Raw genomic sequence first — 12,951 nt, 5'->3', positions numbered from 1 at the left:
TGTTAGCGCTAACATTTCTGCTGGCGATGCGGGCAGGAATATGGAGTGGGTGCAGGGGATAGGCAGTCGACCGGTGGTGCGCCGGAACGCACACGTGGACTTTGAACGATAACGCCGACCGCGTCAAGATGTAACGGGAAGGTTTCGCGGGAAGTCCTACGCGATCACCTCGAACGCATCCGGCGCGCGATTTTCTGACCGGTGGGGCGCTTACCGCTCCGGCCCGTGGCGAAGGCCGCCGTGCAGGTGGCCGACTTGGATGGCCGTGCCGAAGTCGCCGCCGCTGATGATGTTGGTGGCGCGGGCCGGGCGCTCAGGCTCCGGCAGTCCCAGGGGTCGCGGCGGCTCGTCGGTGCCGAAGCCGTGCGTCAGCAGGTCGCCGCTCGGCCGGGGGACGTAGAGGTGGACCGTGCCCGTGTACTCCTTCACCGCGACCCGCCGGGCCACCAGCAGGGACGGCGGCAGCCGCGCGTACTCCGTCAGGAGGACGTCCTCGAACACCCGCTGGGACAGCACCACGGCCAGGAACGTCTGCCCGGGGTCGGAGCGTGTCAGCAGGTCGCGCACTTCGGGCGCGTCGAGCAGCCGGTGCGTGGTGATCACCGCGCCGCCGATCGCGGCCGCCGAGCCGGTGCCGGGGCCCGGGTCCAGGACCGGCCCCACGTTCAGGCTCGCTCGCATCCGCAACCGCACGCGGCGCGCGGCGCCGGAGAACCGGGTGTCCCGCTCGGCCAGGACCTCCTGGAGCGTGTCGAAGAACCGCATCACGACCGCGGGCAGGTGGCGCGTGTCGAAGCCGAGGCCGAAGCCGTCACCTGTCCCGTGTGGGAAGAGCGCTGCGCGCCAGACGTGGGCCAGCCCGGCGCGCTCGAACGCCAGCGCCAGCACATCGGGGATGGCGTCGGCGAGCACCGCCTGGCCTCGGTCGGAGTGGCCGCCGAACTCCTTGGTGTCCACGACCAGGACCGCCCGGTACGGCGGCAGTTCGTCCTCGCCCGTCATCCCGCTCCTCGCCTCGCGCCGGGGAAGTAGCACGATACCCGCAGCGAATCCCTCCCTCAGGGACCGGACGCGGGTTGACCTCGATCTGTCACGCCGCCGCCGTGAGGGGAAACTGTTACCAGGGTAGTAGTTTTCCCTCACGATCGATGGGAGCCGGTGGAGTGGCACGTCTTCTTCATGTCGGTTGCGCGATGTGGACCCACAAGGCGTGGCCCGGGCGGTTCGTGCCGCAGTCGTTGCCGGCCACGGAGCGCCTGCGGGCCTACGCCGGCTGGTGCAACGCGGTCGAGGGCAACACCACCTTCTACGCGACTCCCGCCCGGGACACCGTCGAGACTTGGGCGCGGCAGGTCGACCCCGGTTTCCGCTTCGTGGTCAAGCTGCCCAAGGTCGTCACGCACGAGCGCCGGTTCGTCGGCGTGGAGGCCGAGATGCGGGCGTTCCTGGCGGCGATCGAACCCCTCGGCGAACGGGCGGTCCTGTGGACCCAGCTGCCCGGCTCGTTCGGCCCCGCGGACGTCGACGCCCTCCGCCGGTTCCTGCGCCGGCTTCCCGCCGGCCGCCGGCGCGCCGTGGAGGTGCGTCACCCCGGGTTCGTCACCGACGCCGGCTCGACGTCGCTGCTGGAGGGGGCGCTCGCCGACGCGGACGCCGAGTGGGTTCCGTTCGACACCACGGTCTTCTTCCAGCGCCCGCCGGCCGGCGAAGCCGAGCAGGACGCCTGGGCCAAGAAACCGCGGCTGCCGCGGCGGACGCGGGCGCTGACCGACCGGCCGATCGTCCGCTACCTGGGCCGTGACTCGGTCGAGGAGACGGTCGAGGGGTGGCGGCCGTGGACCGCGGTGGTCGCCGGCTGGCTACGCGAGGGCCGGTCGCCGACGGTGTTCCTGCACACCCCCGACAACGCCGACGCGCCGGCGCTCGCCCGCCGGTTCCACGACGACGTGCGAGCGCTGGTGCCCGGCCTCGACGCACTGCCCGAGCCGGAGCCGGTCGAGCCCGCGACCCTGTTCTGAGGGGGGTCAGGCGGGGACGACGACGACCTTGCCGTGCGTCGCGCCCTCGGCGGCCCGCGCGTGCAGCGCCGGCAGTTCGGGCAGCGGCACCCGCTCGGCGACGTCGACGCGCAGTTCGCCGCGGTCGACCAGCTCCACCAGCTTCGCCAGCTGTCCGGCATCGCTGCGGACGAACAGGTCGATGCCGCGCACGTCGCGTTCCTCGTCGGTCGGCGCGGGCATCCACACCGTCGTGTTCACCACGACCCCGCCCGGACGGACCAGCGTGACGAGCGCGGCCAGCTCGGCCGGGTCGACCGGCGCGAGGTTGAGCGCGACGTCGACCTGCTCGGTCACCGCCGCGGTCACCGCGGTGGTTGAGTGGTCGATGACTTCGTCGGCACCGGCCGACTTGACCGCTTCGCCGCTGCGCGGGCTCGCCGTGGCGATGACGTAGGCGCCGGCTCCCTTGGCCAGCTGCACGGCGTAACTCCCGACCGCGCCACCGGCGCCGTTGATCAGCACCCGCTGCCCGGCTTCCAGCTTGCCGTGGTCGAACAGCGCCTGCCGCGCGGTCAGCCCCACCAGCGGCAACGCGGCCGCGTCGGCCAGCGGGACGCTCTTGGGTGCGGGCGTGAGGGCCTCGGCCGGTGCGAGGACGTACTCCGCGGCGGCGCCGTCGCCGTCCATCGGCAGGAAGCCGATGACCTCGTCGCCGACCTGGATGCCGGTCACGCCCTCGCCCAGCGCGTCGACCGTGCCGGCGACGTCGATGCCGGGAGTGTGGGGCAGCGAGGTCGGGATGGGGCCGCGCATGAAGCCGCCGCGGATGTTGCCGTCGACGGAGTTGAACGACGTCGCGGCGACGCGGATCCGGACCTGCCCGGCTCCGGGAACCGGCTGCTCCACGTCCTCGTAGCGCAGGACGTCGGGGGCGCCGTACTCGTGGAAACGCACTGCCTTCATCGGAGTTCTCACTTCTGCCGAGTTCGGGTCGCTTCGAATTCGAAGCAACTGCGGACCACGCTACTAGTGCTTCGAACTCGAAGCAAGTGATGCCGGTCACCGCGGGCCGGAGGGCGCGCCGAAGGTTCCCTTGATCCACACGGACCTCAGGATCGCGGCAACGGGTCCGGTCAGCCTGGGCCGGTTTGGCCCACCCTGACCACGGCCGGCCCGCCGGAGGCGCGGACGACCTCGCTGAGCCGGGCCGCGTCGGCCGAGCCCGGCGCCGCGGTGAGGACCACCGCCATCAGGCCGTCGCCGGGAACCTCGAGCAGGGCGCCGTCGAGGGTGATGTCGCCACCGTCCGGATGCCGGAACACGGCACGGTTCTCATAGGCGGAGACCGTTTTCGGGGTGCGCCACAGGGTGTCGAACGGACGGCTGGCGCTCCGCAGCTCGTCGACGAGCTCGGCGAGCGACGCGTCGGCCGGGTGGCGCAGGCACGTGTCACGCAGCCGGGCGGCGAGCACGGCCTGGAAACCGGCCTGGTGCTCCTCGGTTCGGCCGATCTCCCGGCGTGGATCGCAGAACGTGCGCCACGCGATGTTCCAGTCCCGGGCGGGCCCGGCCGGCGCCCCGCCGCCCAGTGCCATCCACGCACCGTTGACGGCGATGACGTTCCACGCCGCGTCGGTCAGGAACGCGGGGGTGTCGTCGAACCGCTCCAGCAACCGCATCGCCGCCGCCCCGGCTTCGCGCGGCACCTGCCCGTCGACCGCGGCGTAGCCGGCGAGTGCGCAGAGCCGCTCGTAGTCCGCCCGCCCGATCCGCAACGCGCGGGCGATGGCGGTCACCACGCCGGCCGACGGGTGTCGCCGTCCCTGCTCCAGCCGCCGTATGTAGTCCGCGGACACCCCGGCCAGCTCGGCAAGCTCCTCCCGGCGCAGTCCGCGGACCCGCCGCCCGTTGTTCCGTGGTCCGCCGGCCGGCAGTCCGGCGGTCGCGGGTTCGGTGTGTTCGCGCAACCAGCGGACCGCGGCGCCCAGATCGGACAGGGGCATGGCGCAAGTGTGCAGCAGCGGGGTGTCCGCTTCGCGGACCCCTTCGAATTCAAAGCAGTAAGCTTCGGTGATGTCTGATTCACCGCCGTCGCTCGACCCCGTGCAGCTCGGTGCCTACTTCGACCTCATCGAGGTGACCAGCCTGCTCCGGCACGCGGTCGAGCGGCAGCTGCGCGAGGCCGGTGACCTCAGCTACGTGCAGTTCCAGCTGCTGGCCCGGCTCGGCGACTCGCCGACGGGCAGTCACCGCATGACCGACCTGGCCGACGGCGTCGTCTACAGCCGCAGCGGCCTGACCTACCAGGCCGGCCTGCTCGAGAAGGCGGGCCTGGTGGTGCGCGCCCCCTCCCCGGACGACGAGCGGAGCATCACGGTCACCATCACCGACGCCGGGCGCGCGCTGCTCGCGCGGGTGCTGCCCGGGCACGTCGAGGTGGTCAGCGGCCTGCTGTTCGAACCGCTCTCACGCGCGGACGTCGCGACTCTCGCCGGCCTGCTGGCGCCGGTGCGCGACCACATGCGCTCGACACCGCCTCGCTCGGCGGCGCCCCGCCGCCGCACGAAGGGGTGAGGACTCGATCGGCCGAGCGGACTCACGCCGCCGGGAGAACGATGATCTTGCCGTGGATGTCGCCGGTCTCGGCTCTGCGGTGGAGCACCGCGAGTTCGCCGAGCGGGTGGTGTTCGGTGGGCTCGATGGTGATCGCGCCGCTGTCGGCCAGCGCCACCAGTGCGGCGAGCTGGGCGGGATCGTTGCGGGCTACGACCTTCGCGGTGGTCATGCCGCTGCCGGGCGGCGCCTCGATTTCGTTGGTGACCGAGACGACGCGACCTCCGGGACGGACGAGCGAAGCCAACGCGTCGGCCTGTTCCCGGCCGAGGCCGACGAGGTTCAGGACGACATCGACCGGACCGTCGAGCGCGTCGCCGAGGGCGGTGGCGGTGTAGTCGATCAGCTGGTCGGCGCCGTGGCGCCGGACCGCGTGCCGGCTGCGCGGACTGGCGGTGGCGATCACGCGGGCCCGGGCGCGGTGGGCGAGCTGGACGGCGAAGCCGCCGATGCCGCCGCCCGCGCCGTTGATCAGGACTCGCTCGCCCGCGACGAGCCGGGCGCGCTCGATCGCCTGCCACGCCGTCAACCCGGCGAGGGGCAGGGCGGCCGCGTCGGCGAGGGGAACGGCGGCGGGCGCGGCGACCATCGACGCGGCGTCGGCCACGGCGAACTCCGCGGCCGCGCCGTCGATCCAGCCGATCACCCGGTCGCCGACCGCGTGCGTGTGCACGCCCTCGCCGAGTTCGACGATCGTGCCCGCGGCGTCCCAGCCCAGCGTGAGCGGGAGGTGTGTCGGCACCAGGTCGCGTAACGCGCCGTTGCGCAACGCCACTTCGGTCGGGTTGAACGAGGTCGCGGCGACCTCGATGAGGACCTGGCCCATCCCGGGCACCGGCCGGGCGATCTCGTCGATCCGGATGACGCTCGCGTCGCCGTGCTGATGAATCCGTGCGGCTTTCATGATCTCGACCGTAGGGTTCCCGATCGAGACGAACCATGCGTGAAAGCCGCTCAATTCATTCGCGATCGTCTTTCCGCGCGTAGGGTCGCCGTCGTGGACGTGCTGAGCGACGTGCTGTCGGTCCTGCGTGCCGGCCGGCCGAGGTCGGCCCTGGTGGCGTGGCACGGCGCGTGGGCGCAGGAGTTCGCGCCCGTGCCCGGGGCCGTCGGGTTCCGGGTGGTGGTGCGGGGCAGCTGTGTCCTCGTCCCGGCCGGCGCCGCACCGGTCCGGCTCGGCGCGGGGGACGTCGTGCTCCTGCCGCACGGACGCGGGCACGTGCTGGCCGACAGCCCGGCCACCCCACCGGCTGCCCAGGCGTGCGACCCCACGGCCGCGGACTTCCGGCACCGCCGTCCCGTCGTGATCGCCGATCCCGCGGGGGCGTCCACGGTGACGCTGTGCGGCGCCTACGAACTCGCCCCCGAAGGCCACCACCCCCTGCTGCGGGACCTGCCCGAGATCGTCCACCTCGATGCCCACACGGACGGCCACACCGAGCTGAGGGCCGCGGTGGACATGCTCGGTGCCGAACTGACGCGGCCGAGGCTCGGCACGGACGCCGCCATTCCCGCGCTTCTGGACATGCTGCTGCTCTACGCCCTGCGCGCGTGGTTCGACGAAACGAGGCCGGGCACCGGCTGGGCGGCGGCGTTGCGCGACCCGGCCATCGCGGCGGCCTTGCACGCCGTCCACCAGGAACCGGCACACCCGTGGACCGTCGCGTCACTGGCCGGGCACGCCGGCCTGTCCAGGGCGCCGTTCGCCAAGCGATTCACCGAACTGGTCGGCCAACCGCCGATGCGCTACCTGACGTGGTGGCGGATGACCACCGCGGCCCGGCTGCTGCGCGAGTCCGACGCGCCGCTCAACGTCATCGCGGACGCGGTCGGCTACCACTCGGAATTCGCTTTCGCCGTAGCGTTCAAACGACAGTACGAAACCCCACCGGGCAGATACCGGCGACCGACGGACAGGTCCGCGGTAGCCGAGGCCTCCAGGGAACGCTGAGCTGTGCCGCGTGGTCTGCGGCCGGCTACAGCGCGAGCATCGCCGCGGCCACAACCTCGCGAATCTTTCTTCATACCCGCCAGGCTGCTCGACGGCGGCGCGTCTGGCTTTCGGCAGATCTTCACGCGCGGCCCGTCGCTGCCGGAGCATCCGCGCCGTCGATTGCCGCCGTCAGGGCGCAGTCTGGGCGGGACAGGTCCAGCTTCGACCCCTGGACCACGCAGGCCGCGATCCCCGCGACCTGCTGCCCGTAGCCTCGCCCCTTGACCGAAGTCACCGAACCGTCCGTGCCCACTTCGCACGGGTTGTCGGCCGTGCACTGCTCGCCCGTGTCGTTGTGGGTGTTGTGGACGCCTACCACCGTCACGCCGTCCGCGGCCAGCAGCGCCGACCCGGACGTCCCGTGCCAGGGCGCGCAGTCCGGGCTGGTCGCGTAGCGGATCGCGTCGTCCTGCTGGTATCCGCCCTCACGCAGGTGCGGCACCACCGCCTCGGCGGTGCAGTGCAGCCGGGTGCTCGTGTACGCCATCGTCAACGCGTCCCCCGCGCGCACGGGCGACGACGTCAGCCGGAAGACCTTGGCCGACCGCAGTTGCGCGTAAGTCTTGTCCAGGCGGTACAACGCGATGTCGGTGCCGGTCATCGTCGCGTACAGCAGGCGGTTCGCGCGGGGCGTCATGCGCGGGTAGCCCTGGTGGTCCGCGATCGGTGCCGCGAAGTCGGCAGGCCGGTCCACCAGCGCGGCTCCCGGCGCCGGCCGCTCGTCTTGGACGCAGTGCCCGTTCGTCAGCAGCAGCGCCGGGTCCTGCGGACGAGACGCGGGCGCGCGGACCACCGAGCCGACGCAGCCGTTCAGCTCCACCGCGCCCTCGACATCCGGGATCACGTCATCGGGCGGCACGTGGGCGCCGCTGATGATGCCGTTGATCCAGGCAGCGTGGCGGGTGACGTCGGTGTACAGCGTCGGCGCCTTGTCTCCGGCGGGGCCGCTGACCACACCGGCCAACGCCCAGCCGTCGCCGTCGCGGACGAGGGCCGGGCCGCCGGAGTCCATGTTGCCCGCGGCGACGCTGCCGTCGCGGCTGCCGACGCACAGCTCCCCGGGCGCGGCCACGGGGCACACCGCGATCGGCTGCACGACGGTGTCGGCGTCCCGCAGCCGCGTCGGGAAGCACGCCGGATCGTTGACGTCCTCGCAGCTCATGCCCCAGCCCAGGATGCGGACCGGCGCGTTGTCCGACGGCGTGGCCGACGCGATCCGCAGCGGCCGCACCTTCACCGGGGTCCGCAGGTGCAGCAGCGCGACGTCCTTGCCCCAGAACCCGCCCTCGTCGCTGTTCGTCGCCAGCCGGTAGTAGTGATCGACCTCGGCGACCTCGCCGCCGGACGTCGTGTCGAGCGACCCGACCCGGACCTTCCAGCCACGCGGGACGCCCACCCGCGCGCCGGTCGGGTTCTTGCCGGCGCAGTGGCCGGCGGTCAGCACCCATTGCGGCGCCAGGACTTCCACCCCGCACCCGTGACCGTCCGGGCGCGGCGGCCGGGGGAACGAGGGCTGGAACGAACCCATGAACGAGTAGGCCCGCCGGGATTCGGTTCCACCCAGGATCGCCTGCGCCGGAGCGGCGACGAGGAGCGCGGCCAACCCGAGGACGACACCGGACAGCAGAGATCGACTTCGCATGCGGCCCACCCTGCTCAGCCGATGTCCGCGGCACGCGATCACCGTGTCACAGCTCTGCGACAACGTGCGAACGCGTGGTTACCGCACGCCGGTCCGTGGCGACGGAGCCGCCGTCCCGGCGGAGGTCCGCCACCGGCCGGGCGCCATGCCGTGGTGGCGTTTGAAAGCGGCGGCGAAGGAGAACTCCGACGCGTACCCCAGCGAGCGCGCCACCGCGGCCAGGCCGGCGTCGCCGTCGCGCAGCTGCTCGCGGGCCAGCGCCATCCGCCAGTCGGCGACGTAGGTCAGCGGGGCCACGCCGAGCAGCGCGGTGAACCGGCGCGCGAACGTCGCGCGCGAAAGGGCGGCCTCGCGGGCCAGATCGGCGACCGTCCAGGCGCGTGCCGGGGCCGCGTGCACGGCGCGCAGCGCCGCCCCGACCGCCGGGTCGTCCATCGCGCGGAACCACGCCGGAGCGGCCCCCAGGTCGGTGGCGAGCTGCTCCCGCAGCACCTGCACCAGGACGACGTCGAGCAGGCTGTCCAGGAGGGCCTGCTGTCCCGGCGCGTCGCGGAGGATCTCGGCGGCGAACATGTCGAGGGCCGCGCGCAGGCTCGACCCGGCGCACGGGCGGACCACGGTCAGGTCCGGCAGCCCGGCCAGCAGCCCCGCGCAGAGTTCGCCCTCGAAGGTGTACGCGCCGCAGAAGAACGTGGTGGGATCGCCCGACTCGGCGCCGAACTCGAATCGGCGCGCGCCGAGGCCCGGGCGGGCGGAGCGGGGGTAGGCGAACGGCACCACGTCGGCGCCCGGCGTGTGGGCCATGAACTGCTTGACCGGCCCGCGGACCAGGACGACGTCGCCGGTGAGCACGTGGCGGGAGCGGCCGGGGTCGTCGGTCCACGCGAACGCCTCGCCGCCGAGGATGCCGTGGATCGCGAGCTTGCCGCCGGTGGGGAACCGGATTCCCCACGGGCCTCGCGCCGTCGAGTGCGAGAACGCGGCGCCGCGCGCACGCGAGCGCTGCAGGAGATCGGTCAGTACGTCCACGCGATGAGACGATCGCATATTTTTTCGCGTGAATCCAGCATGGATCATGCCCTTCCGGATCGGGTTTGCTGGAGTTCAGAACAAGGAGTCCGGAAGGAGGGGCGGCATGCCCCAGGCAGTGCGGTTCGACGAGTACGGCGACATCGACGTGCTGGAGGTGCGGGACGTGCCCCGGCCGCGGCCCGCGGCCGGTGAGGTGCTGGTGCGCGTACGGGCCGCCGGGATCAACCCCGGTGAGAACATGATCAGGACCGGCGCGCTGCACGAACGCTGGCCCGCGACGTTCCCGTCCGGGCAGGGCAGCGATCTCGCCGGCGTCGTGACGGAGATCGGCTCCGCGGTGCGGACCTGGTCGGTCGGCGACGAGGTGATCGGCTGGGTGGACACCCGCGCCAGCCACGCGGAGCTGGTCGCCGTCCCGGCCGGTCAGCTCGTGGCGCGCGACGCGGCCGTGCCGTGGGAGGCCGGGGGCGCGCTGTTCGTCGCGGGGACCACCGCGTACGCGAACGTGCGGGCCGTCGGGGCCGGTCCGGGTGACACGGTCGTCGTCGCCGGGGCGGCGGGCGGGGTGGGTTCGCTGACCGTGCAACTGCTTCGCCGCGCGGGCGCCACCGTCATCGGGCTGGCGAGCCCGGCCAACCACGCCTGGCTGCGCGACCACGGCGTGGTCCCGGTGACCTACGGCGACGGCGTGCTCGACCGGATCCGCGCGGCCGCGCCGGCGGGCGTCGACGCGTTCGTCGACAACTTCGGCGACGGCTACCTCGGGCTGGCCCTCGAGCTCGGCGTCGCCAAGGACCGGATCAACACGATCATCGACTTCGCGGGCGCGGCCCGCACCGGCGTCAAGAGCGAGGGCATGGCCGGCTCCGCGAACGCCGAGGTGCTGGCCGAACTCGCCAAGCTGGTCGCGGCGGGCGACCTCGACGTCCCGATCGCGGCGAGCTACCCGCTGGCCGAGGTTCGCACCGCGTATCGCGATCTGATGCGCCGGCACGCACGCGGCAAGATCGTGCTCATCCCGTAGCCGTCGGGAGCGGGGCGGTCCGGCAGCGGTGCCGGACCGCGCACCGGCTCGTCCGTCCACTGTGGATACCCGGGGCGAAGTTCGGGCTGGTCCCTCGATGCGCCGCCGGTGTAACTTTCAGCCTCCGGTTGGTCCGTATGGTGTAGGCCGGTCGCGGAGTGCGTGACAACTCTGGATGTTAGCGCTAACGTCCCGCTCGGTTCTGCATGCTGGACGAACGGAGAACCCGGTGACCTCATCCTTCACCCGGCGGCGGTTGCTGCAAGCCGCCGGCGCCGGTGCCCTCGCTTCCGCGGCCGGATCCGCCTTCGGGTGGGCGCCCGCCGCCGGCGCCGCCACCGGACCGGTCCGGTCCGAGATCGGGGTCTCCGCGTTCCCGTTCGAGCTCGGCCAAGTGCGGCTGACCGCGAGCCGGTGGCTGGACAACCAGAACCGGACGCAGAACTACCTGCGCTTCGTCGATGTCGGCCGGCTGCTCTACAACTTCCGGGCCAACCACCGGCTGTCCACCAACGGCGCCGCCACCAACGGCGGCTGGGACGCGCCGAACTTCCCGTTCCGGAGCCACGTGCAGGGGCACTTCCTGACGGCGTGGGCGCAGCTGTGGGCGGTCACCGGAGACACGACCTGCCGGGACAAGGCCACCTCCATGGTCGCCGAACTGGCCAAGTGCCAGGCCAACAACGGCGCCGCCGGGTTCACCGCCGGGTACCTGTCCGGCTTCCCCGAGTCGGACTTCGACAACCTCGAGGCCGGGCGCCTGACGAACGGCAACGTGCCGTACTACTGCATCCACAAGACGCTGGCCGGCCTGCTCGACGTCTGGCGGTACATCGCCAGCACGCAGGCCCGTGACGTGTTGCTGAACCTGGCCGGGTGGGTCGACCGGCGCACCGCCCGGCTCAGCTACGCGCAGCAGCAATCCGTGCTGGGCACCGAGTTCGGCGGCATGAACGCGGTGCTGACCGACCTCTACCAGTACACCGGCGACGCACGATGGCTGACCGTCGCGCAACGGTTCGACCACGCCGCCGTGTTCGACCCGCTGGCGGCGGGGCGGGACCAGCTCAACGGGCTGCACGCCAACACCCAGATTCCCAAGTGGATCGGTGCCGCGCGGGAGTACAAGGCGACCGGCACCACGCGCTACCGCGACATCGCCACCAACGCGTGGAACATCACTGTCGGCGCGCACACCTACGCCATCGGCGGCAACAGCCAGGCCGAGCACTTCCGCGCGCCCAACGCCATCGCCGGGTACCTCAACCAGGACACGTGCGAGAGCTGCAACACCTACAACATGCTCAAGCTGACCAGGGAACTGTTCACGCTCTACCCGGACCGCGCCGACCTGGCCGACTACTACGAGCGGGCGCTGCTCAACCAGATGATCGGCCAGCAGAACCCGGCCGACAACCACGGGCACATCACCTACTTCAGCTCGCTCAACCCGGGCGGCCGGCGCGGTCTCGGCCCGGCGTGGGGTGGCGGCACCTGGAGCACCGACTACAACTCGTTCTGGTGCTGCCAGGGCAGCGGGCTGGAAACCCAGACGAAACTGGCGGACTCGATCTACTTCTACAGCGACACGACGCTGATCGTGAACCTGTTCCTGCCTTCGGTGCTCACCTGGACCCAGCGCGGCATCACCGTCACCCAGACGACGTCCTATCCCGCCGGTGACACCACCACGCTGACGGTCACCGGGAGTGTGAGCGGGACCTGGGCCATGCGCCTCCGCATCCCGGGCTGGGCGAGCGGAGCGACCATCAGCGTCAACGGCGTCGCGCAGAACGTCACCGCCACCCCCGGCACCTACGCCACCCTGACCCGGGCGTGGGCCTCCGGCGACACGGTCACCGTCCAGCTGCCCATGAAGGTCGCCCTGCGGCCGGCCAACGACAACGCGAACGTCGCCGCGGTCACCTACGGCCCGGTGGTCCTGGCCGGCAACTACGGCACCAGCTCGCCCGGCGGGCTGCCGTCCCTCGACGCGAACTCGGTCACGCGGACCAGTAGCACCGCGCTCGCCTTCAGCGCCAAGGCCAACGGCTCTTCGGTCAACCTGGTGCCGTTCTACGACGCGCAGGGGTTCAACTACACGGTCTACTGGAACACCGGGGGCTCCGGCGGGACGACGAGCCGGCTGGTCAACGTGGGCAGCGGGCTGGTGCTGGGCGTCGAGAACATGTCCACCGCCGACGGCGGCCGCGCGCTGCAGTGGTCGGACAACGGCACCGCGGACCACAACTGGCAGGTCATCACGGACGGGACCGCCGTCCGGTTCCGCAACGCCAACAGCGGCAAGGTGCTCGGCGTCCAGGACATGTCGACCGCGGACAACGCCCGCGTCCTGCAGTGGTCGGACAACGGCACGGCCGACCACCGGTGGACCGTCGTCGACCAGGGCGACGGCACGGCCAAGATCCGCAACGTCAACAGCGGCAAGCTGCTGACCATCGAGAACAACTCGACCACCGCCGGCGCGTTCGCCGTGCAGGGCCCCGACAACGGCGCGGCCGCCACCCGATGGCGGATCGTGCGCAACGGCTGATCTTCGAGCGCGGGATCGCGCCCGTCGCCGACGGACATCGCGATGACCATGGCCATGTCGGACCTGCCGTGAGGGAGTGGCGGAACCGCCGGC

At 72.2% G+C, this 12,951-nt stretch carries 11 protein-coding genes; 5 read left to right on the top strand and 6 right to left on the bottom strand.

The features are described 5' to 3' along the window. Positions 1-210 precede the first annotated feature (210 nt). Entirely contained in the window at positions 211-1,002 is a 792-nt protein-coding gene (locus tag AB0M82_RS20200) for a hypothetical protein (protein WP_364723764.1), read from the bottom strand. A gap of 191 nt (positions 1,003-1,193) precedes the next feature. Here AB0M82_RS20200 and AB0M82_RS20195 point away from each other — a divergent pair, with 191 nt between their 5' ends. Next, a complete protein-coding gene (locus tag AB0M82_RS20195; RefSeq protein WP_364723761.1) occupies positions 1,194-2,018 on the top strand; it encodes a DUF72 domain-containing protein in 825 nt (274 codons plus the stop codon). A gap of 6 nt (positions 2,019-2,024) precedes the next feature. Here AB0M82_RS20195 and AB0M82_RS20190 read toward each other — a convergent pair whose 3' ends face one another. Together AB0M82_RS20190 and AB0M82_RS20185 are read right to left on the bottom strand one after the other, a co-directional pair. Continuing rightward, a complete protein-coding gene (locus AB0M82_RS20190) occupies positions 2,025-2,963 on the bottom strand; it encodes an NADP-dependent oxidoreductase (protein ID WP_364723758.1) in 939 nt (312 codons plus the stop codon). Positions 2,964-3,133: 170 nt separating this feature from the next. After that, on the bottom strand, positions 3,134-4,003 hold the full coding sequence (locus AB0M82_RS20185; RefSeq protein WP_364723755.1) for a helix-turn-helix domain-containing protein: 870 nt from the start codon (positions 4,001-4,003) through the stop codon (positions 3,134-3,136). Positions 4,004-4,073: 70 nt separating this feature from the next. On the opposite strand from AB0M82_RS20185, the gene AB0M82_RS20180 reads away from it, so the two are divergent. After that, on the top strand, positions 4,074-4,574 hold the full coding sequence (locus AB0M82_RS20180; protein WP_364723752.1) for a MarR family transcriptional regulator: 501 nt from the start codon (positions 4,074-4,076) through the stop codon (positions 4,572-4,574). A gap of 22 nt (positions 4,575-4,596) precedes the next feature. Here the strand turns inward: AB0M82_RS20180 and AB0M82_RS20175 are convergent, their stop codons facing one another. Beyond that, positions 4,597-5,517, bottom strand: coding sequence for an NADP-dependent oxidoreductase (locus AB0M82_RS20175; RefSeq protein ID WP_364723749.1), 921 nt, complete (start codon positions 5,515-5,517; stop codon positions 4,597-4,599). Between the two features lie 93 nt (positions 5,518-5,610). Here AB0M82_RS20175 and AB0M82_RS20170 point away from each other — a divergent pair, with 93 nt between their 5' ends. Further along, on the top strand, positions 5,611-6,564 hold the full coding sequence (locus tag AB0M82_RS20170; RefSeq protein ID WP_364723746.1) for an AraC family transcriptional regulator: 954 nt from the start codon (positions 5,611-5,613) through the stop codon (positions 6,562-6,564). Positions 6,565-6,685: 121 nt separating this feature from the next. Here AB0M82_RS20170 and AB0M82_RS20165 read toward each other — a convergent pair whose 3' ends face one another. Together AB0M82_RS20165 and AB0M82_RS20160 are read right to left on the bottom strand one after the other, a co-directional pair. Beyond that, on the bottom strand, positions 6,686-8,248 hold the full coding sequence (locus AB0M82_RS20165) for a serine protease (RefSeq protein ID WP_364723743.1): 1,563 nt from the start codon (positions 8,246-8,248) through the stop codon (positions 6,686-6,688). Positions 8,249-8,326: 78 nt separating this feature from the next. Then, positions 8,327-9,277 carry an AraC family transcriptional regulator gene (locus AB0M82_RS20160; RefSeq protein ID WP_364723741.1) on the bottom strand — a complete coding sequence of 317 codons (951 nt, stop codon included), beginning with the start codon at positions 9,275-9,277 and terminating at the stop codon, positions 8,327-8,329. A 106-nt stretch (positions 9,278-9,383) separates the two neighbouring features. Between AB0M82_RS20160 and AB0M82_RS20155 the strand changes: the two genes are divergently transcribed. Both AB0M82_RS20155 and AB0M82_RS20150 read left to right on the top strand, forming a co-directional pair. Next, on the top strand, positions 9,384-10,304 hold the full coding sequence (locus AB0M82_RS20155; protein ID WP_364723738.1) for an NADP-dependent oxidoreductase: 921 nt from the start codon (positions 9,384-9,386) through the stop codon (positions 10,302-10,304). A gap of 229 nt (positions 10,305-10,533) precedes the next feature. Continuing rightward, the gene (locus AB0M82_RS20150; RefSeq protein WP_364723735.1) at positions 10,534-12,858 is read left to right on the top strand and encodes a beta-L-arabinofuranosidase domain-containing protein; all 2,325 of its coding nucleotides are present in this window, start codon (positions 10,534-10,536) and stop codon (positions 12,856-12,858) included. Positions 12,859-12,951 lie beyond the last annotated feature (93 nt).

The sequence above is a fragment of the Amycolatopsis sp. NPDC051128 genome (assembly GCF_040682715.1).
Taxonomy (GTDB): Bacteria; Actinomycetota; Actinomycetes; order Mycobacteriales; family Pseudonocardiaceae; genus Amycolatopsis.
This window is presented reverse-complemented; position numbering and strand designations above follow the sequence as displayed.